The following is a 20900-nucleotide window of genomic DNA, read 5'->3' as shown; positions in this document are numbered from 1 at the left end:
TAGTTTAGTTCAGACTAAGTCATAAGTAAGTGCATTCAAAACCCATGATCTATCACCCTAATCCCTGCTATGAAATCATAAGCCTCCGGTCTACAAGGAGGCAAATATGTCTAAAAGGCACCATCGTTCAGCATCACACAGGACATCGGGTTAATGTTCATCGGCTTTGACCAGACCAATCTGAAGTTTGCACACTCGTTTATCAAAAAATTTGAGTGTCGATCGGCAGAAATCATACGTGACAAGTTGTATATCTAACATGCTATTTAAAAACAAATTTACCCTTTAATGTCATCAAAATACTCTACTAAAGATCAAAATTTTATAGCACAATACACCCTCAAGCTCACCACCAACCACCCAGAAAGGCCTCTCTCTTCATGATCAAGTGTCATCTGTCGCGCATGATGGGCGAAAAACGATTGAAAATTGCTGACGTTTCCAGAGAGACAGGCATCAATCGAGGCACGGTAACGCGTCTTTATCATGAAAATGCTGTCCGGGTAGAGTTTGAGGTGCTGGAAAAACTTTGTCGTTATTTTGATTGTGAAATTGGTGAGTTGTTGAATCTGCAAGACCTGAAGACTCAGCCTGAGGAAGTGAACCATGGATAAAAACTGGCGTCAGCTGACTCGGTCCGAGTTTGTCTGGGAGCGGGAAGCTCTGGCTTATGTTAAGGAACAGCTGCCAGATCACGAACCCTACCGGGCATGGGCTAACTTCGAGTTTATCGCCCAGGACGGCTCCATTAACGAAATCGACCTGATGCTATTGACCCCAAAGGGGCTTTACCTTGTGGAGATTAAGTCACACCCTGGCGAAATTTCAGGCGATTCCGGAACCTGGATCTGGCATAAACCCGACGGTAGTCGAAAGCTATTTGACAATCCTCGTATTCTTACCGACCGTAAAGCCAAGAAACTGGCATCTCTGCTGAAGCTGCAACCATCGGCCAGAGCTGAAGGCATTCCATTTTTGAGTTCACTGGTTTTCCTTTCTGCTGAAAATGTCATCAACAGTCTGGAAGGCCATGCAAGAGCCAAGGTTTACACCCGTAAAGACTTTATCAAAGAGATCACTGAAATAGATGTTGACTGGCGCTGGCCGAGACTGGACAAATCCAGAGCCAAAACAGTTGCAAGAGCCATGGAAGAGGCAGGAATCAAGGAATCTGTTCGCTCACGTCGTGTAGGTCTCTACGTCCTGGGTGAGCTTCTTGATGAAGCCGACCACTATCAGGAATGGCTTGCATATCATGAAGAGCTGAATGTTAAACGACGGGTACGTATTTATCTGACGTACGGCAAGCCTCCGGCAGATGCTGAACGTTTGCAAAGAGCTGCCCGTCATGAATTCAAGATGTTGGAAGGTATTGAACATCCGGGCATCCTGAGGGCAAAGGATTACCAGCAGCATGAACATGATCCGGCACTGGTTTACGATTACGATCAATCTTTCTTGCGGCTTGATCATTTGCTTCTGGAGCTGGGCAATAGCCATCTTCATCTCCAGGATGCTTTCAAGGTTCTTAAACTGATTGCTGAGACTGTGCGGTATGCTCATCGTCATAAACTGTGTCACCGGGTTCTCAGTCCGCAAAGCATTTATATCCGGATAGATGAACTGGAAGGTTATGCCATAAAAATTGCCAACTGGTTTATGGCAGAGCGAACCTACGAAACCGAGACGCAGCAGTTAAGCATCATCAGTCATATGAGTCAGCTGGTACAGGAAGAGGCCGGTCCTTATGTGGCTCTTGAGTGTCACTCTCAGAGTGATACTGATGGAGTTCTGCTGGATATTTTCTCGCTGGGCGCTATTGCCTACCACCTGTTTACTGGGAAAAAACCGGCTGATAATGATATTGAACTTCAGGATAAGCTCGCTCGCACAAACGGTCTGCTGATAACCAACGAGCTTAATGGTGCAGGAACAGAATTGCAGTATCTGATCCAGTACGCCACTCACCCTAATCCAGATAACCGCATTGGTTCTATGGATGAATTCTTTGACCACCTTTTAAAGGTTGAAGAAGAACTGGCCAGACCAGAAACATTCCGCAGCAGCAACCCCATTGAGGCTCGCAAAGGCGATGTGCTGGAAGGTGGTATCGAAATTATTCAAGAATTGGGTAAAGGAGCCAGTTCTAAAGCATTCCTGATTAAACATCATGGCGTTGAGCGAGTTCTTAAGCTGGCCTTAGAACCTGCTCAGAACAAACGTCTTCGCTGTGAAGGCGCAACCCTTGCCAAGCTACGGCATTCAGCGGTTATTGCTCACTATGATACGGTTGAACTGGCAGGCCATACGGGTCTGATTATTCATTATGCTGCGGACGGTACTCTGGCAAAACGCTTGAGAGAGTACGGTGCAGTTCAACTGGAGTTGTTGGAGCGTTTTGGTGATGATCTGTTGGGCGCACTCTGTCATTTAGAAGATCAGGGAATTAATCACCGGGATATCAAGCCAGAAAATATTGGTCTGATTATGCAGGGTAAACAGTTACACTTGGTGCTGTTTGATTTCTCTCTCTCCAACACCTCAGTAGATAATTACAGTGCGGGTACAGCCGCTTATATGGATCCGTTCATTCGTGATCCGGGTCGCCGTCGCTGGGATGACCATGCGGAGCGTTTTGCCTGTGCATTGACACTTTACGAAATGGCCGCAGGCGCATTGCCGGGCTGGACATCCTCCAAAGGGCTGCCAAATCTGATTGAAGGTGAGTTGGAAGTCGAACGTCGTGTTTTTGATCCTGTGGTGCGTGACGCCATGGCCGAATTCTTCCAGAAAGCTCTGGCAAGGGATATCGGTCAGCGTTTCGCCAGCGCTGGTGAAATGCTAAGAGATTGGAAGATGATCTTCCATCTGGTCAGCAAGCAAACCTCGCACCCAACCGGTAAAAAGCAGAAAACCTGTCCAATTGCAGAAGCTCAGCTTACCACCCAGGTGGGTTTGCTGGATTTGTCGGTTCAGGCACTGGACACCCTCAGTCGTTTGAATATCAACAAAGTATCTGAACTGATTCGTCTGCCCCGCAATGAGCTGGTTCGCATGGCAGGTGTTGGCACCAACACCCGTAAAGAACTCTCCGATGCCATCGGCAACCTGCAGGAACGTCTGGGCGCAGAGGTGAAAATCGAAGCCCTGGTGAAAGGCGAAGGTTCCGCACTGGCAAGTGTTGACCGCTTGTTTCGCTTCGTCATGCCAAAAGTAACCAAAGCTACTGATCCAGCCCGTCAACGTTTTCTGAATGAATTTCTGGGACGTCTGGATTCTGAAGCCCCCAGAGGTGTTCGCACTATCCACTGGCCAAACCTCGTGCATTTAAGTGGTGAGGCCAACCTGGACACCAGTGATGCTCGCATCATCCATGAAAAGCTGATGACCAAATGGGGTAAAACCCAGGCCATCACTGAATTAAGAAACGATATCGAAAAGTTTCTGGATGAGCATGGCGGCGTTATGACAGCCATTGAATTATCAGAAGTAATTCTTCTCCGTCGTGGTTCTGTTCAAGACTCTCCCTTGCGTGAACGCTGGTCTCAGGCAGTCTGTCGTGCTGCGGTAGAAACCGAGCTTTCCAAACAGAATCCTCGCTGGATTCTGCGTCGTCACGGTAACCGGATTATCATTGCCGACAACCGTGAAGAACTGGGTGAAGAGCTGGCAGATTATGCGGCTGCTCTTGGTGAAATTGCTGATGAATGCGCTGAACGAGTACCGCTGCTTTCTCCGGTTCAGGCTCTGCGTAAAGTCAGCATGGTGGTTGCGCCATCTTCATTTACTGGTATGAGCAACCAGCGCCTGCTGAGTCTGGCGGCCGCTTCTTCTCAAAAATCCGCACTGTCCAGCCGTGCTGAGTTCTACCCAAAAGAGATGAAGGCTGACCGGACTCTTGAACTGGCTCAGGGCGCACTGCTGGGCAGCAAAGCCCTGAGCGTGGAAGAAGTTCAGACCCGAATTCATGGTCGCTACCCAGAAGCTGAACCTCTGCCAGGACGACCGCAGCTGGACACTCTGGTTCAGGGGCTGGAAATTGGTTTCCAATGGGATAGCCAGTTCATCCGTCCTGATGGCAAAAAAGGCGCTTACTGTCTGCCGCAGGCAGGGCTGACCAGCCTGTCATCGAAAAGCCGTACCGCAACGGAGCACTCACAGCTGGGTGATGTGGATACCACCACTCTTGAGGAAGTAAAACGTCTGGAACAGGAGATAGCAACGGCTATCGAAACCTCCCGTTTTCTGGCACTCACCGTTAAACCTCAGCTGATGGTCACTGCCCGTGACAAGTTGTGTAAGGATTATCCGCTTAAACATATCAGCTTTGATGAATTGCTGTTCCACCATCTGCAAGAGCTGTTCAACGGTATGCCAAAAGCGCCTCGCTGGGATGTGGTGCTAAAAGCCGATGCTGCCCAGAAGAACTCTGTAGACTGGGGGCGTTTGCAAATGCTGGTCAGCAAAGTGCTGCCCGCTATGGCCAACGAAATCAAGTCAGCGGGTCAGCCAGTGCTTCTGACCGAACCCGGACTGATTGCCCGTTATGATCTGGTGAACAGCTGGTTGAATGAACTGCGTCAGCATCTGTTGAATGCTGACTCTGTAAGTCGTGAAGTTCATGGCATGATTCTTCTGGTCGCCGCTGATGCCCAGAGAACCGCTGCGGTTATTGATGGCACTATCATTCCCCGTGGCACTGGCGCTGCTGAATTTGCCCGTATTGCATCCGTCTGGCTGGAAGCTTCTAACGATTCTATACAGCAGCAGGCATAAGTCTGCTGTCGTTTTAATTTTGTGTTTTGCCCCGTTTTTATATAGAGCAACCTTATGATTAACCGTCAGGAACTGCTGAAAGATTTACAGCGTCAACTTCCCAAAATCGAAAAAGATATTTTTGACTACAGTGAGTCCAGAGACGATCTGACCAAGCATCTGAAGGAAGAGTATCAAAAGGCCGTTGACGCCAAAAGAACCGCTGAACACTTTGTCGCCTGGCTTGAAGGCCAGATTACCCAAGCGGCTGTGGCATGGATTCTGACCTGTGTCTTTGTCCGTTTTCTGGAAGATAATCAGCTGCTGGATGCGCCCATGCTGGCAGGCCCTGGTGATCGCCTGAAGCTGGCCAAAGACCGGATCGAGGTTCACTTTAACGAGAACCCAACCCATGGTGAGCGGGACTACCTGCTGAGCCTGTTTGAAGAGCTGGAAAAACTGCCAGCCATTAAAGAACTGCTGGATCATCAGCATAACCCGCTATGGCATATTCCAGTATCGTCGGATGGCGCCAAACTGCTGGTGGATTTTTTCCAGAAGATAGATCCTGAAAGCGGTGAGCTGATTTACGACTTTACGGATCCAGAATGGGACACTCGTTTTTTGGGTGATCTCTATCAAGACCTCTCTATTGCCGTTCAGAAAAAGTACGCATTGCTGCAAACGCCTGAATTTGTCGAGTCCTTCATCCTCGATTACACCCTGGAAAAAGCGCAGGATACCTTTGGCCTGAAAGATCTTCGAATGATCGACCCCACCTGTGGTTCTGGTCACTTTCTGCTGACAGGGTTTGAGCGCATCTTTAATGAATGGTGCCGCCGGGAGCCGGGTGAGCAAACTCGTGTACTGGCTCAGCGCGCGCTGAATTCTGTGTATGGTGTTGACCTTAACCCCTACGCTATCGCAATTTGCCGCTTCCGGTTGCTGATTGCGGCGATGAAGGTGACTCATACCCAATCCATGCGACAGGCGCCGGATTTTCACTTTAATCTGGCGGTGGGTGACTCTCTGCTTCATGGGCGACGGTTTGAAGGTACCAGTGGTATTCAGGTGCATCTGATGGAAGAAGATGATCCCATTAAGCATGTGCTGGAAGTGGAAGATAAGGAGAAGCTGAGCAAGATTTTGGGGCAGCAGTATCATGCGGTGGTTGGGAATCCGCCTTACATTGTCGTGCGAGATAAAGCACTCAATCAAGCTTATAGAGTGAAATACCCCACATGTCATCGACAGTACTCTCTTGGCGTACCTTTTACTGAGCGTTTTTTTGATCTGACAGTTTCAGCTAAAGATGGTCAGCCTGCTGGCTTTATGGGCATGATTACTGCCAATAGCTTTATGAAAAGAGAGTTTGGCACGAAACTAATCCAGGACTATTTGAAGAACAGAGACCTAACACACATCATTGATACTTCCGGTGCTTATATTCCTGGCCATGGTACACCAACAGTGATTTTATTTGCTCGCAATAGGCGAGCAGATCGAAATGTACCCGTTAGGGTTGCCTTGGGGATTCGTGCTGAGCCTGAGACCCCGGAAGATGCATCAAATGGCAAGGTCTGGCGCTCGATAGTTGACCAGCTTGAGTTTGTAGGACAAGAAAACGAATATATTTCTGTTGATGATAAAGATAGATCTATTTTTGAAAAACATCCTTGGAGTCTCTCCGGTGGTGGTGCTGTTGAGGTTAAAGCCACTATAGAGAGCAGGGCAGTCAAAACGCTCAAAGACTTGGATATCGATACAGGATATTTGGTAATCACTGGCGATGATGAGTCTTTTGTCTCTGATCGTCAGTCTGCTTTGCGTCAAGGGTGTAACTTATTTGTAAGTTATGGAATCGGGGAATACTTAAGAGATTGGAGTTTTGAAAGTTCTGAAGTTTGTGTATGGCCGATGGATAATTTCGGTACTCAACTGCCAGATGTAGAACTCACAGGATATATAGCCAGGTTGTGGCCTTACAAGGCTCCATTAAGAAATAGAAAAATGTTTGGAGCGCTCGTTGAGAGTAAGGGTATTCCTTGGTGGAAACCCAGAGAGGTCTATAGCAACAGACTGAATGGAAAACCACTCATAAGTTTTGCTTTTGTTGCGAGTCATAATCATTTTTACCTTTGTGATTCATTAGTGGCATTCAATCGTTCTGCTCCCATCATTAGATTCAAAGATGGTGATGCTAGCAGGGAACAATATGTTGAACTGCTTGGATACTTCAATAGCTCACTTGTTGGTTTCTGGATGAAGCAAGTAAGTCACCAGAAGCAGCTGACTGGGGGGGATGGAGTTCGAGTAGAGTTTGTTTCAAAGGTTCCATATGAGTTTGTAGGTAGTCAATTAATCCACCTTCCTATTCCTGAGGGTTTTAACACTGAAATAGGAACAAAACTACAACAATTTGCTGGAAACATCGAGGAGCTAGCAACAGCACAAAGGCATCTTTCTGTTGCAGAGGCTCTAAAAACAGCACTTTCGACAAATGCAAGAATAGAAAATGTGTGGGACAAGTATCAAAAGGAAAGAAATGAGCTACGTTGCCAGATGGTTCTTCTTCAAGAAGAAATCGACTGGACTTGCTACTGGGCTTTTGGTCTCTGTGATAAAAAACTCCTGGCTGATATCGAACCATGGATGGATGTTGATCTGGAAGCCGGTCAACGACCTTTTGAAATCCTAGCTCAACTGAACCAGGATGGCTTTGAAGTACCTGCTGATATACCTGCTCACTGGCCAGAAGCCATGCAGAACAAATGGCGTCAACGTATGGAAGCCATTAAGTTAATCAAGGATATTCGGGTTATCGAAGACCCTCATTACAAACGCCGTTGGATCGGACGACAAGGTTTGTTCAACAAAGCTGCACGGGCTGATGAACTGAAAACAGCCTGTAAGGAATGGATGCTGGATCGTCTGGAAAACCAGTACTTGAAGCACGATGACCAGCTGATCACCAGTGCAGGTCTGGCTGACCGTGTACGTAACGATTCAGACTTTAGCAAGGTCGCTATGCACTACACCGGCAACGAATTGTTCGATATCCAGAAACTAATTGTTGAGCTGGTGACAGGCGAATCCATTCCCCAAATGGCTCCGGCTCGCTACAAACCTTCAGGTATCACCAAGTTCCGTGCTTGGCAGGAAACCTGGGATAAACAAAGGGCAGAAGATGTTATTGATGCCCGCACCGAACTGCCGGAAGAGCACAAGGATTATCTCAGCAAAGAAGCCGCTGAACACCTGAAGCTGAAGCAAGTTGGTGAAATTCCTGTGCCGCCTAAATACGCTACCAAGGATTTTGCCAAGGCTGCCTACTGGCCTCTGCGTGGCAAGCTGGATGTACCAAAAGAACGTTTCTTCAGTCTGCCTGGGTGTGAAAAGTCCGGTGATACAACCCCTGTCATTGGCTGGGCAGGCATGAACCATCTGCAACGGGCACTGGCAATTGTAGGCTGGTATCAGGCTCGTAAAGAAGAAGATGGTTTTACCGGCCAGCAGCTGATGCCAATGTTAGTGGCCATTGAAGAACTGATCCCCTGGCTGAAACAGTGGCACAATGAGCTGGACCCGGAGTTCGAGCTGAAAATGGGCGATTACTTTGAAGGCTGGCTGAATGAAGAGTTGCAGGAACTGGATATCACGCGGGATGATCTTTTGAGCTGGACGCCGCCTGTCGTAAAGAAAACTCGCAAGCGCAAAACCAAGGCAAAAGCCTGAGCCGGGAAGAAAGGAAGATAAGCAATGACATTAATGAAAGACCTGATCGCCATCCCGGAAAAGGTTCAACGGGGCGATTTTGTACTGAACCTGTCTCAGGGGCTGGCGAGTGATGAAGCCATTAAACAAACCCTGCAGGATTATGTGGTGACACCACAGCTGGCTAAGTCCTTTGACGATGCTCTCGGGTTTGTAAAGAGCGCGGTTGACAACAGTCAGAACCGCCAGAAAGGTGCATACCTGCACGGTAGCTTTGGTAGTGGTAAGTCCCACTTTATGGCGGTGCTGAATTTACTGTTGAATGGTAATGCACAGGCTCGCGCTATTCCTGAGCTGGCTCCAGCTATTGCCAAAAACGATAAATGGCTTCAGGGCAAAAATATTCTGCTGGTTCCTTACCATATGATCGGGGCAGCCAGTATCGAATCAGGTGTGTTGGGTGGTTACGCTAATTATATTAAGAAACAGCATCCTGAGGCTCCGGTGCCTGGCTTTTATATGAGTGACCGTCTGTTTGCTGATGCGGTTAAACAGCGAGAGCTGCTGGGTGACGATGCTTTCTTTAAGGCTGTTAACGATGGAAATAGCAGTGCCGGCGATGATGATGGTTGGGGCGAGATAGCCACTGGCTGGAATGCCATCAGCTTTGATGCAGTGATTAATGGCCAGTCTTCCCCGGAAGATAAAAACCGTCTGGTAGGTGATCTGGTTGGCACTTTGTTTGGTGCTTTTGCTGATCTGGCTAATACCCAAAGTGGCGGCTATGTCACCTTTGATGAGGGTTTGCGGGTCATGACCCAGCATGCCAAAGACTTGGGATACGATGCGGTTATTCTGTTCCTCGATGAGTTGATTCTCTGGCTGGCCAGTCGCCTGTCGGATCAGCAGTTTATCAGTACGGAGATTCAGAAAGTGGTAAAACTGGTTGAAGCCAGTGAGCCAAGAGCGTTGCCTCTGGTCAGCTTTATAGCCCGTCAGCGTGACCTGCGTGAATTTGTGGGTGATCAGTACACGGGTGCTGAACAGGAAGTGCTGAGTGATTCCCTGAAATACTGGGAGGGTCGTTTCCACACCATTACTCTGGAAGACCGTAACTTGCCGGTGATTGCCGAGAAACGCTTGCTTAAGCCAGTGAGTGAACAGGCAAAAAACGAGATCGCTGCCTCCTTTGCGGCTACAGACCGTTATCGCAGGGAAGTTCAGGATATCCTGCTGACCCAACAGGGCGATAAAGAAATGTTCCGTTCGCTCTATCCATTCAGCCCGGCACTGGTGCAGGCACTGGTGGCGCTGTCTTCTGCCTTGCAGCGTGAACGTACTGCCCTGAAAGTGATGCTGATGCTGCTGGTTAGTCAGCGAGAGACTCTGACTCTGGGTAATGTCATCCCGGTGGGTGACCTTTACGATGTTATTGCTTCAGAGGCTGAGCCTTTCTCTGAAGCGATGCGTATGCACTTTGATAATGCCAAGAGCCTGTTTGAGCGCAAACTGATTCCGTTGCTGGAAAGCGAGCATCAGATTGAGCGCAATGCGTTGGCTGGTCTGGATCACTCTGATCCGAGAAAACGTGCCTTCCTTAACGATATGCGTTTGATTAAAACGCTGTTGCTGTCGGCACTGGTGCCAGAGGTGGAGTGCTTTAAAAACCTGACAGCCAATAAACTTTCAGCCCTGAACCACGGCACCATTAAATCACCGATTCCTGGTGGTGAAGTAAAGCAAGTGTTGAACAAGTGTCGTAAATGGGCGGGGCAGGTTGGTGAAATCAAGATCAGTGATGACCCGAATCCGACGATTGCTATTCAGCTGTCTGGTGTGGATACCGAGAGCATTCTCGAACAGGCCAAGATTCACGATAATGAGGCCACTCGGCGTCAGCTGGTAAAAGAACTGGTATTTGATGCCTTTGGCGTAAAAGACGACCAGAGCTTGTTTAATGAGCACAGCCTGCTCTGGAAGGGCACTCGCCGCAATATCGAGGTGATGATCCAGAATATTCGCGAAATCAAGGACCCTAGTATTTTTGAAGCCCGGGACGATGAGTGGAGAGTCATTGTCGATTTCCCGTTCGATAAAGACAACCATTCTCCAGCGGATGATAAGGCCCGTATTGAAGAGTTTGAAGCCAGCAACAATGTGGCTAATACCCTTTGCTGGTTGCCTTACTTCTTCAGCCAGAGCGCCCAGAAAGACTTGGGAACACTGGCCAAGCTGAAAGAGATTTTAAAGAACGACGATACGTTAAGAAGTTATAGCAGTCACTTAAGTCAGCGAGATCGTGCTCAGGCTAAAACCTTACTGGAAAACCAAAGAAGCCAGTTAAAAGAACGTATCAAAGACTATTTGATGGGGGCGTATGGTGCCAGCGAACCTCAGCCGGGTTCATTGGATGACAGTACTCCTCTGGAACAACAGGTGTATTCACTGCAACCGGCTTTTACTCCTCTGTTGCCTGTTGGCAGTAATCTTGGCAGAGCGTTTGAGCAGTTACTGGGTCAGGCTTTGAGCTTCCAGTTCCCTGCACACCCGGACTTTGATTGTGAGGTGAAGGTCCATGACCTTGGCAAGGTGATGGAAGAGCTTCGTAAAGCCATACATGCCAGCCATGGTCGCATTAATGTTGAAACTGCTAAACGGTCATTAATGCGTGCCATTGCTCAGCCCCTGGGGTTGGGTGATATGCATGAAAACCACTTTATCTTTAAGAAGGACTGGTGCCAGCATTTGACCCGTGAGCTGGCTAAAGACGGTGAAAGCGGCAGTATCACGGTTAAACGACTTCGGGCAGCTATGGATTTGCCAAGCCCGAGAGGATTGCCGGAAGCCGTTCAGAACCTGCTGATCAGGGTGTTTGCTGAAGAAGGCCAGTACGACTATAGCCTGCATGGTGGCCCATACACCGATGTGGTACTGAAGGATATTCCTGATGAACTGGTTCTGATCAAACAGAATATGGCAGAACCTGCTGTGTGGAAGGCGGCACTGGAAAATGCCGGAAAGTTGTTTGGTGTTACCGTGAATGCGCTTCGTACTGCTGCCAACCAGAACGATCTTCAGAAACAGGTGCATGATGAAGTGGATATTCATCTGGATGCCTGTAATACGCTGGTCGTTGATCTGGAAACCAAACTGAACAGCCTGAAGCAGAATCTGAAGTGTAATCGTATGAATAATGCCCGTCTGGCAGTTTCTGTTTTGGAAACCCTGCAGGGTAAGACCGACAGTGCTGATCTGGTTAACGCTCTGTCAGAGGTTTCTCCTGAAACCAGTCTGGAAGCATTAGCCAGAAGTATTAAATCAGCGCAATCTGTCAGCCAGACTATTGATGAAAACAACTGGCAATTGCTGGAAGGGGTTTGGGAGTCAGGTGATGCAGAATCGCTGGCTATTCATAAGAAGGTGTGCGATGCGCTGGCAGCTGATGAATTGGTAACCCCTTTGTCTTCAGTCCTGCGCCAGGCTCAGTCTGAAGCTACCGCTATTCTCACTCGCCAGAAGCCAACGCCTCCGCCGCTTCCGGTAAATCCTGACCCAGTTAAGCCTGCGGTCACCCGAGGCAGGAAGGTGGTTCGTGAAGAAACCAAAAATGATATGAAAGCGGTCGAAGCCAAACAGTTACTGAAAGAGCTAGAAGCTCAACTTCAGGAAGGTGACACACTGAGCGTATCCTTTACCGTAGTGCGGGAGGTGCAGCCTTAATGAGTATTCCCAGCCAGGTACTGAACCAGTTGCAGGCGATTTTCGAGCAAGATAGCCAGGCTGACTGCGTAGCGCTGGTCTGGCCAGAAGCCTTGGCTGAGCAGGACATTATTCATGATATGAATGGTTACCGGTTACGGGTTGTTTACTGTTCGTCTGAGCTGGCTATTCGTAAGCAGCTGGTTGACCATGGCAACAGCGGCAGTGATAACAGCTGTCGCCTAGTGTTGCTTTCGGCTTTCGATCACAGTCGTCTGGCGAATGATGTGCTGGCTCGTCTCTGGCGTAACGAGCCTAAAAGAATCAGTCCATGGCGTGCTTTGCAGCAGATTTTAAAGGTGCGGCAGATTGACCCGCGCCTGACTGGATCTAAGTATCGCTGGATTGCCAAAACATTGTTAAGTGCCCACGACGCCTACAAAAATGAAATTCAGTTTGGCGAAGTGCTTGACCAGGATAAAGCTTGGCAGGCACTGGTCTGTGCTTTGCTGGGTTTTCATGCTGAAAATGTTGATCTCCCATCGCTGTTCCAGTGGTCTTTATCAGGGAAGTGCGATACGGCCTATGCTGCTTTGCCTGAAGAGATGAAGACCCATCTTGGCGATTGGCTGAGGGCGGGATTGCCTGATTTTGAAACGTTGGTGTTGCGTATCTGTCAACAGGGGCAGGTCGATAACCTTCTGGCTATTGGTCTGGCCTGCTCAGTGATGTATCACAGGGAGTTGCTGGAACAAAGTAAATCAGCATTAAAGGCCAGAGAAAAGCTGATTAATGAGCAGAACCTGATTGCTTTCAGGGCTGTGTTTAATGAACGCTATCTGGGTGGAAGCTTCGCTAATTCTGAAACACTGGAAATGTTCGGACGTCAGGCTTTGACATTTGTTGAGCAGATGCTCAACGAACAGTCGGTGAAGGGACAGCAAAACCCAATGCTTCATCAGAGTTTCAGTCAGGCTGAGCAAATGCTGGCGTCACTCAATCTGACACCAGCACTGATTTATTCCAACATTCTGCCGGGTGGTTTTCGGTTGCGCTTGGATACTATGGCCTCAGTGCTTGAGAAATGCATCAAAGGACAGTCCATTAATTCAGCAGAGGTGTTGCTCGGCCAGCTTAAGAAACACAACAATGCTCGTAGCGCAGCTGCCGCAGAACAAGTTATGAGGGTAGACATGGCCATTCGCCTTTGCAAGTGGTTGCAGGGTGAAGACGGGAAGGTGCCTGATGCAGCTTTTCTGCTCTCTAATTACATTGATCATGGCAGTTTTGCTGACTGGGGACGAAGTAAAATCTGGCAGGGCGATGTGCATGAAGGTTTGAGCAAGGTTTATCAGAAGCTTTCTGAAGCTGTATGTCAGCGTCGTGAACAACATAATCAGGCCATTACTGCTCTACTACCCGCTATTGCCCGAGGAGACCAACAGAAAGACCTGTTGCCAGTAGAACAGGTGCTTGATCAGCTGGTTGCCCCACTGGCAAAAGGAAATCTGGTGTTATTGCTGGTTCTGGATGGTATGAGTCAGGCGGTATATCGAGAACTGGCTTCTGACGTGGTTCAACATAACTGGTTGGAATTGCAACGAGAGTCAAATCCAATTAAGGGATTACTCTCAACTCTACCTAGTATCACTAAAGCCAGCCGATGCTCTCTGTTTAGTGGCGCTTTGTGTGAAGGGACTGCTGTGGATGAGAAAAAAGCATTTGCCGGTCACAGTCAGTTAAAAAATCTGGCTTCAACCAAGTTTCCCCCCAGGCTTTACCACAAAGCCGATCTTGAGCAGGCTGGCACTGGCGCCCTGGCCAATGAAGTGCGTTCAGTGCTGGCTGGTACTGAACATCGGATTACAGGCGTTGTCATTAATGCCATTGATGACCAGCTCTCCAGTAACGCCCAACTCACCATGAACTGGACAGTTGGTACCATTGCTTTGCTCAGGCAAGTGTTGGAAGCCGCCAGAGAATCTGGTCGTATTGTGATTATGACCAGTGATCATGGGCACGTGCTTGATCATGATATGAAGGGGCAGGGTAAAGATAATGGCGGTGAACGTTACAAGCCAGGTTCCGCAAAAGTTGAGACTGGGGAGGTAAAGGTTTCCGGCGCCAGAGTTCTCGCAGAAAATCAGTCTGTAGTTCTGCCCTGGTCAGAAAAGGTTCGTTATACCTCCCGTAAGATGGGCTATCACGGTGGCGGCAGCCTTCAGGAAGTGGTTATTCCTCTCGGAATTTATGTCAGCGGTGGAGCATTGGGAGTTCCGGGTGGCTGGCGCGAAGTTCCCAGATATGTACCTGACTGGTGGCAGACAAAACTGGGTAAAGGTGGTGTAACTTCCGTTGAAACGCCGGTCGCGCCTCCTGTAACCAGTGTGACAAGCAAAACCAAGAGCAAGAAGGCTCAAGCTAAAGCAGAGGTTATGGATGATATGTTTGCTGTCACTGCTGAATCTTCAGCGGCAACCGATATATCTGACGATTGGAAAGTATTGCTGGACTCTGCTGTTTACAAGCAGGTTAAGAGCCGGGCCGGGCGCACTGCCATCAAAGATGAACAGCTTGTTCAAATGCTGCAATTACTGGAAGTCAATGGCAACCAGTTAATGATGACGGTTCTAATTCAATCACTGGGCATCCCCAAGCTACGTATGCGGGGTTTTTTGGCAGGCGTTCAGAAGTTGCTTAACGTGGATGGTTACCCAATTTTATCGATTGATCGTGCCTCTGAAACCGTCAAGCTTAATGTTGAGTTATTGAAGACTCAGTTCGAGCTGGTGTAAGAGAAGGGAAATATGAGCATTAGCCAACAACGCAGTCAGGATATTATTGACGCTCTTCGCCGGGGAACCGTACCTCAATACGGTCTTGATGCTCTGGCGGTAGGGCTGGGTAGTTTTGAAGCCGCACTGGACGAAGAGCTGCAAAAAGTAACTCGGGGCAGTGCTGTATTCAAGGCTATTCGTGGTGAATACGGTAGTGGTAAGACATTTACCAGCCGGTGGTTGCGGGAAAAAGCACTTGGGCTGGGTTTTGCCTGTGCAGAAGTGCAAATTTCTGAGACTGAAACACCTTTGCACAGGTTGGAAACTGTATATCGCCGACTGCTGGAAAGACTCTGTACTTCAGATGCTCCTTCAGGAGCATTTAGAAATATCATTGAATCCTGGTTTTATACCCTTGAAGAAGATGTCCTTGCTCAGCAGGATATCGATCCTGATGATATTGAAACGCTGGTAGCAGCTACTGATGAGCTAATGGAAAAACGGTTGGGTGAAGTTATGCGCTCTGCCCCTGCTTTTGCTTTGACACTGAGAGCCTACCGAAGGGCTTTGGTTGAAGGTCAGGAAGAAATTGCAGATGGCTTGCTGGCATGGATGGCAGGTCAACCCAATATTTCGGCTCAGGTAAAACGCTATGCCAAGATCAAAGGTGATATTGATCACTTTGGCGCTTTGAGTTTTCTTCAGGGAATTCTGACAATTCTGAAAGACTCTGGTCATCCGGGATTGCTGGTTGTTTTTGATGAAGTGGAAACCTTGCAGCGTATGCGTGGGGATGTTCGAGATAAAAGCCTGAACGCGTTGAGGCAGTTAATGGATGAGGTGGATAGTGGTCGTTTTCCTGGTCTGTATCTGGTGATTACTGGTACTCCTGCTTTTTTCGATGGTCCTATGGGGGTTCAGAGGCTGGCTCCGCTGGCTCAACGTCTGGCTGTTGATTTTGCAACAGATGCTCGTTTTGATAACCCACGGGCAGTTCAGATTCGTCTTAAAGGATTTAGCCTTGAATCACTGGAAGAAGTGGGGCGAAAGGTTAGAGACCTATTTGCCGGGATCAGTAACAGCGAAGCAAGAGTTTTAAGCAGGGCTGATGACAGTTACATTGAGCTTTTGGCCAGAAATGTGACAGGCAACCTTGGTGGCAAGGTGGGGATTGCACCTCGGATATTTCTGAAAAAACTTGTTGGTGATGTTCTTGATCGTATTGATCTCCACGGAGATTTTGATCCTCTTCAGCATTACTCCCTGACCATTGCTGACAGTGAACTGAATGCTATTGAGCGTGATGCCAAAAGTGCGGGGAGTGTCAATGATATTGAGCTGGATCTATGAGTGAGTTTGAAAAGCTTCATCCATCACTTCAGCACCATATTGTAAACAGCCTGGGTTGGAATGGTTTAAGGCCTCTTCAGGAGGCCACCATTGAACCCGTGCTTAATGGTGAAAATGCGATCCTGCTCGCACCTACCGCTGGCGGTAAAACCGAAGCCGCCAGTTTTCCTGTTCTTTCCCGAATGCTTTGTGAAAACTGGACGGGATTAAGTGTCCTTTACATTTGCCCAATAAAAGCGCTGCTCAATAACCTTGAAGAGCGGCTCAGCTATTATGGGCACCTGCTTGGCCGGACTGTTGCGACCTGGCATGGTGATATTGGCCCGTCCGGGAAGGCAAAGATTGTTGCGGAACCACCGGATATTCTTCTGACGACACCAGAATCCCTGGAGGTGATGCTTGTTTCTTCACGAATTGATCATCGTTATCTGTTTGCGGATGTCAGAACGGTAATTATTGATGAAGTTCATGCTTTTGCTGGTGATGACCGGGGCTGGCACTTGTTGTCAGTGCTGGAACGTATTGGCCATATAGCTGGAAGAGAACTGCAACGATTAGGTCTGTCAGCTACCGTTGGTAACCCTCAAGAGCTGTGTGACTGGCTGGCTGGTTCTTGTCAGGCTAGGCGGAGCGTTATTAACCCTCCTGCAGAGAGCAATGTTGTTCCTGATGTTCAGGTGGACTGGGTTGGCTCCCTGCGAAATGCTGCTATTGTCATTTCAAGGCTGCACAGAGGCGAAAAAAGACTGGTCTTTTGTGATAGTCGCTCCAGGGTTGAAGAACTTGCTATGGAGTTGAGAGGTTTGGGTATAAGCACATATGTTTCTCACAGTTGCTTAAGCCTGACTGAACGACGGGCAGCAGAAGAAGCATTCTCCCAGGGCAGTGACTGCGTGATTGTTGCCACCAGTACCCTCGAACTAGGGATTGATGTAGGCGATCTTGATCGTGTGATTCAGATTGATTCTCCTTTCACTGTTTCATCCTTTCTTCAGCGCATCGGTCGTACTGGGCGAAGAGCTGGAACATCAAGAAACTGCCTGTTTCTGGTTACTAAGGAAGATGCATTTCTCAGGGCGTTAGCTCTGTTGCAGCTGTGGCAATCTGATTTTGTTGAACCTGTAACACCACCTGCTGCTCCGCTACATATTTTTTCCCAACAGTTTATGGCTCTGGCACTTCAGGAAGGAGGTGTTGCAGCTTCCGATTGGAAGTCGTGGGTAGGAAATATGACTGGTTTTGCAACATTAAAAGAGAAGCAACTGGATGATGCCGTTCGCTATATGGTTAGCAATGAAATTCTTCACTCTGACTCTGGTTTGCTGGGAATAGGGCGTTCAGGAGAAAAAGCATTTGGCCAAAAGAATTTCATGGAGCTTTTCTCCGTCTTCACCAGCCCTCCGATGGTGAAAGTGTTTCATGGTAAACAGGAGTTGGGAGAGGTTCATCAAATTACCTTCACCATCAAGGATGAAGGACCTGCTGTAATCACGCTAGGCGGGCGTAGCTGGCAAACCAAATACGTAGACTGGCCAAGGAAAAAAGCTTATGTAGAGCCGACAGAAAATCGTGGTCGTTCTCAGTGGTTGAGTGCTGGGCAGCCCATGCATTTTCAGATGTGTCAGGCTATTGCTGAAGTTTTGGATGGAACCTCGACACCTGAAGGCCTTTCAACAAGGGCTGAATCTCTTTTGGAAGACCTGCGGGAGGAATTTGGCTGGGTTGAAACGGGTAAAACAGCCTTGCTGTACGACGATGATGGTAATGCTGTGTGGTGGACCTTTGCTGGTAAGCTTTTCAATGCCTCCATGGCGGAAAGTCTTGCAGGTGAGGCCGATAAGGTAGCTACGGATAATTTGGGTATCAGTTTTACTCGTGTGTATGACGTGAAGGCTCTGTTGACAAAGATTCGGAAAGTGCTGGAAGGCTCTAAAGATCAGGTAATGCTCTCGCTGGAAGAAGATTTTATTCAGGAATTGAAGTTTTCTGAGTGTTTATCTCAGGCGAATATTGACTGGGAGCTGGCGGAAAGGTACCGGGTTGAGGATGTTTTTGATGAGCTTGCGAGGAAGGTGGTAGGAGTATTGAAGAGTTCTTTTGACTAATGCTGGAAAGCCATAATATACACACACCTCAAATGGTGGCCTGATCTGCATCCATTTTTCGCCCCAGCTTTATCAGAAACAGCACGGATGCAGTCAGAACACACCCAGAAAATTGTCCTGCCAGCTCTGGGCTACGAGGGAGGTGGTCTGAGCGAAGGCGGCAATCTTTTGATCAAAAACTTATAACATGGCTGCGTTTATAGTCTACAATCGACTGAGGGAGCATCGTTGCCGTGGATGCGATCCATAACAGAAAACTCATTTCGTGACTAACTTGGATTCTCGTACAGCCTCCGCTTAACGGCACAATAAAGGATGGACTGTGTGGGTCAAATCAGGAATAGTCATGCCTAAAATAAAACCACTTAAAGCTCCGGCGGAGCGACTTGTAAAGAAATTGACTGAATCTGGAACAGTCATTGATTCACTCACATGCCATCAAATAATGCATGCAGCTATCGGCTCTGTCTCACCAGAAATCGCAGCTCGAAATGAAATACCCATTCAGAAACTTCGTTGCCTGCCTGACCGATTACAATACAATCTGTTTGCTGCCGCTCAGCGTGCTGAAAAGATGCTTGGCATCAATATATTTGAAGCAATGGCCGTGGCTGAAGAAATCATCCAACACCTTCGAGACAGTCGCATTGGCGTTAATATGGTTTAGCTTTTACTGGATCAGGGCGTGCCGAGCAAAACTAAGAAGGATGTGTTCAGAGCGCTCTCCAAGAACTTGGAGCTTGACGGAGCAAGTGTGGAATTAGTGCCGACCACAGCCACTCTTGCTATAGTCAAAAATTTAATCGCACAGCCAAAAACGTCCTGGGAATACCGACTTGCTTTAGCGGCATCTTGGCCGCCGCTAGAGGAAAGCGAACTTGTTAAACTCGCATCCAAAGAAAAATGTTATCTTTGGGTTTTTCCTCCATCTCACAGAGATGAGACTTCATGCGCAACGCTAGATGAGTTTAATGGCAGCCTAAAAGCTCCGCGTGCAGTCATGGGCATGGGATTTAGCATCATAACTGATGGTTGGACTACAACACCCCTTTGTGCGGAAAAACGACCGTATACAGCGTTTATACGCCTACTGTCTCATGGCATTCGCGGAAGGGAGGATGGTGCATGAATTTTATTTGATTCAGCCTTGCTGGATGAGTATCACAATTACTCATCTATTCAACAGGCGCTGCCAGCCATCACACAAAAGCTGAACAATGTCGCTACCCAGAATGTCAAAGCGGTTTGTCAGCAGGGACAGGATCATGAACACGAAAGCTATATCTTTGTAGCATTGAACAAGGCGTTGCCACCCATCTTTATTTCCAGTCGCTGTTTTGATTTGGCAACCAAGGGTGAGCAGCTGTCAGAAGAAGAGCGCCATACCCTGAACAATCTAAATGGCATGTTCCCCGGTTTTGAGTTTTCTGAGCCAGTTCTCAACGCTGTGGCCAATTTCAAACCAGTCAGGGAAAAGCTGGATGAGGTTCGACAGAATAAAGAGTCCATTCTCTCAGGTCGTCTTGATGAAATTATACGCGGTGCCAGACGGGAGCAGGTTCGTATTCTCAGGGATATTCAGAACGATATCAGCCATCGCCGGAAAATGCTTGTCGAAGGTGATCTGGAGGCTATGTCGGCACAACAGCAGAGTATTATTGACCGGTTGAAACGGGGTGAGCAACGCATTGTTCATGCGTTTGAGCAACAAATGCAGGTAGCCCGAAATAAAATGGCTGAAACACTGAACGACCTCAAACGTTTTTCTCTGGATGCAAAGCGGGTTGAAACTCAGAGTGGCAGCAGGCAAGAGGCTTATGAAGTCTCAAGAACCGTCAGTGCTTCCACCTGGTATAAGCCATGGAGTTGGGGAAGTACCCGAACCGTGTACAGTACTGAGTACCGGACTGTCAGTTATTCTTATGCCAATGTTCAGGATGCTGTCGATAAGCTGGAACTTTTCGTGTTCGAGACCGAAAAGCAGCTGAACACATCAGTTATCAATGCCGTCAACTTGAAACAGTTGAAGGAAGCTATTAAGGGCATTATCCGGGATATGTTCGACTTTTCCGAAGAGGGTTTTGATCCTCAGGCAGTGATGATGCCACTGGAATCCGCCCTTGGAAGATTAACCATGCCGACGATTGATCTTGATCTGGATCGTCACATTGATACGGTACGTCAGCAGTTTACCTCAACTGAAGTTGAGAATGATGATATCGACCGACTCCGACAGGAGCAGGGGCGTATTGTTGGTGTGCTGGTCAATGAGATGGCTGCGGAAGTCGATACCAGTGTGGCTGAAATCCTGGGTCGTTTATCTGTCGAGAAAGATCAGTTTATTCCGGAATTGACTCAGGATCTGAATGCTCAGGTCGAGCAGCTGAGCCAGGATCTGCAGGACAGCGAGCAGAAAATGACTGAGTATAACCAAGTACTGGAGTTGGTATCTGAGGATCTTGAAAAGCTGGGAGCATGAAGAGCTGGGTGTATGGTACCC

Annotated in this window: 9 protein-coding genes; all 9 read left to right on the top strand. The window is 48.2% G+C overall.

Features of this window, described 5'->3' with window-relative positions:
• The first annotated feature begins 380 nt into the window (after positions 1–380).
• The 9 genes from K7B67_RS09575 to K7B67_RS09535 all read left to right on the top strand — a co-directional run bounded on the left by K7B67_RS09575 (position 381) and on the right by K7B67_RS09535 (position 20879).
• Positions 381–614: a helix-turn-helix transcriptional regulator gene (locus K7B67_RS09575; protein WP_252180114.1), complete on the top strand. Its 234-nt coding sequence runs from the start codon at positions 381–383 to the stop codon at positions 612–614.
• The gene (pglW, locus tag K7B67_RS09570) at positions 607–4776 is read left to right on the top strand and encodes a BREX system serine/threonine kinase PglW (protein ID WP_252180113.1); all 4170 of its coding nucleotides are present in this window, start codon (positions 607–609) and stop codon (positions 4774–4776) included. Before K7B67_RS09575 ends, pglW begins: the two co-directional genes overlap by 8 nt.
• 54 nt (positions 4777–4830) lie before the next feature.
• The gene (pglX, locus tag K7B67_RS09565; RefSeq protein ID WP_252180112.1) at positions 4831–8490 is read left to right on the top strand and encodes a BREX-2 system adenine-specific DNA-methyltransferase PglX; all 3660 of its coding nucleotides are present in this window, start codon (positions 4831–4833) and stop codon (positions 8488–8490) included.
• A 24-nt stretch (positions 8491–8514) separates the two neighbouring features.
• Positions 8515–12189: a DUF6079 family protein gene (locus K7B67_RS09560; protein WP_252180111.1), complete on the top strand. Its 3675-nt coding sequence runs from the start codon at positions 8515–8517 to the stop codon at positions 12187–12189.
• Positions 12189–14963: a BREX-2 system phosphatase PglZ gene (gene pglZ / locus K7B67_RS09555; RefSeq protein WP_252180110.1), complete on the top strand. Its 2775-nt coding sequence runs from the start codon at positions 12189–12191 to the stop codon at positions 14961–14963. Before K7B67_RS09560 ends, pglZ begins: the two co-directional genes overlap by 1 nt.
• A 12-nt stretch (positions 14964–14975) precedes the next feature.
• On the top strand, positions 14976–16295 hold the full coding sequence (brxD, locus tag K7B67_RS09550; RefSeq protein ID WP_252180109.1) for a BREX system ATP-binding protein BrxD: 1320 nt from the start codon (positions 14976–14978) through the stop codon (positions 16293–16295).
• Positions 16292–18400 carry a DEAD/DEAH box helicase gene (locus tag K7B67_RS09545; protein ID WP_252180108.1) on the top strand — a complete coding sequence of 703 codons (2109 nt, stop codon included), beginning with the start codon at positions 16292–16294 and terminating at the stop codon, positions 18398–18400. The genes brxD and K7B67_RS09545 overlap by 4 nt, the downstream gene beginning before the upstream one ends.
• 346 nt (positions 18401–18746) lie before the next feature.
• A complete protein-coding gene (locus tag K7B67_RS09540) occupies positions 18747–19067 on the top strand; it encodes a hypothetical protein (protein ID WP_252180107.1) in 321 nt (106 codons plus the stop codon).
• Positions 19068–19547: 480 nt separating this feature from the next.
• Positions 19548–20879 carry a hypothetical protein gene (locus K7B67_RS09535; RefSeq protein ID WP_252180106.1) on the top strand — a complete coding sequence of 444 codons (1332 nt, stop codon included), beginning with the start codon at positions 19548–19550 and terminating at the stop codon, positions 20877–20879.
• Positions 20880–20900: the final 21 nt, after the last annotated feature.

The organism is Endozoicomonas sp. 4G (assembly GCF_023822025.1).
In the GTDB taxonomy this organism is placed as follows: Bacteria; Pseudomonadota; Gammaproteobacteria; order Pseudomonadales; family Endozoicomonadaceae; genus Endozoicomonas_A.
The sequence above is the reverse complement of the archived record's forward strand: the minus strand, read 5'-3'. Positions and strand labels throughout refer to the sequence as shown.

Bases quoted from the DNA above. Each gene is read 5' to 3' on its own strand.
- K7B67_RS09575 (WP_252180114.1), top strand. From the start codon at position 381: ATGATCAAGTGTCATCTGTCGCGCATGATGGGCGAAAAACGATTGAAA.
- pglW (WP_252180113.1), top strand. From the start codon at position 607: ATGGATAAAAACTGGCGTCAGCTGACTCGGTCCGAGTTTGTCTGGGAG.
- brxD (WP_252180109.1), top strand. From the start codon at position 14,976: ATGAGCATTAGCCAACAACGCAGTCAGGATATTATTGACGCTCTTCGC.
- K7B67_RS09545 (WP_252180108.1), top strand. From the start codon at position 16,292: ATGAGTGAGTTTGAAAAGCTTCATCCATCACTTCAGCACCATATTGTA.
- K7B67_RS09560 (WP_252180111.1), top strand. From the start codon at position 8,515: ATGACATTAATGAAAGACCTGATCGCCATCCCGGAAAAGGTTCAACGG.
- K7B67_RS09540 (WP_252180107.1), top strand. From the start codon at position 18,747: ATGCCTAAAATAAAACCACTTAAAGCTCCGGCGGAGCGACTTGTAAAG.
- pglZ (WP_252180110.1), top strand. From the start codon at position 12,189: ATGAGTATTCCCAGCCAGGTACTGAACCAGTTGCAGGCGATTTTCGAG.
- pglX (WP_252180112.1), top strand. From the start codon at position 4,831: ATGATTAACCGTCAGGAACTGCTGAAAGATTTACAGCGTCAACTTCCC.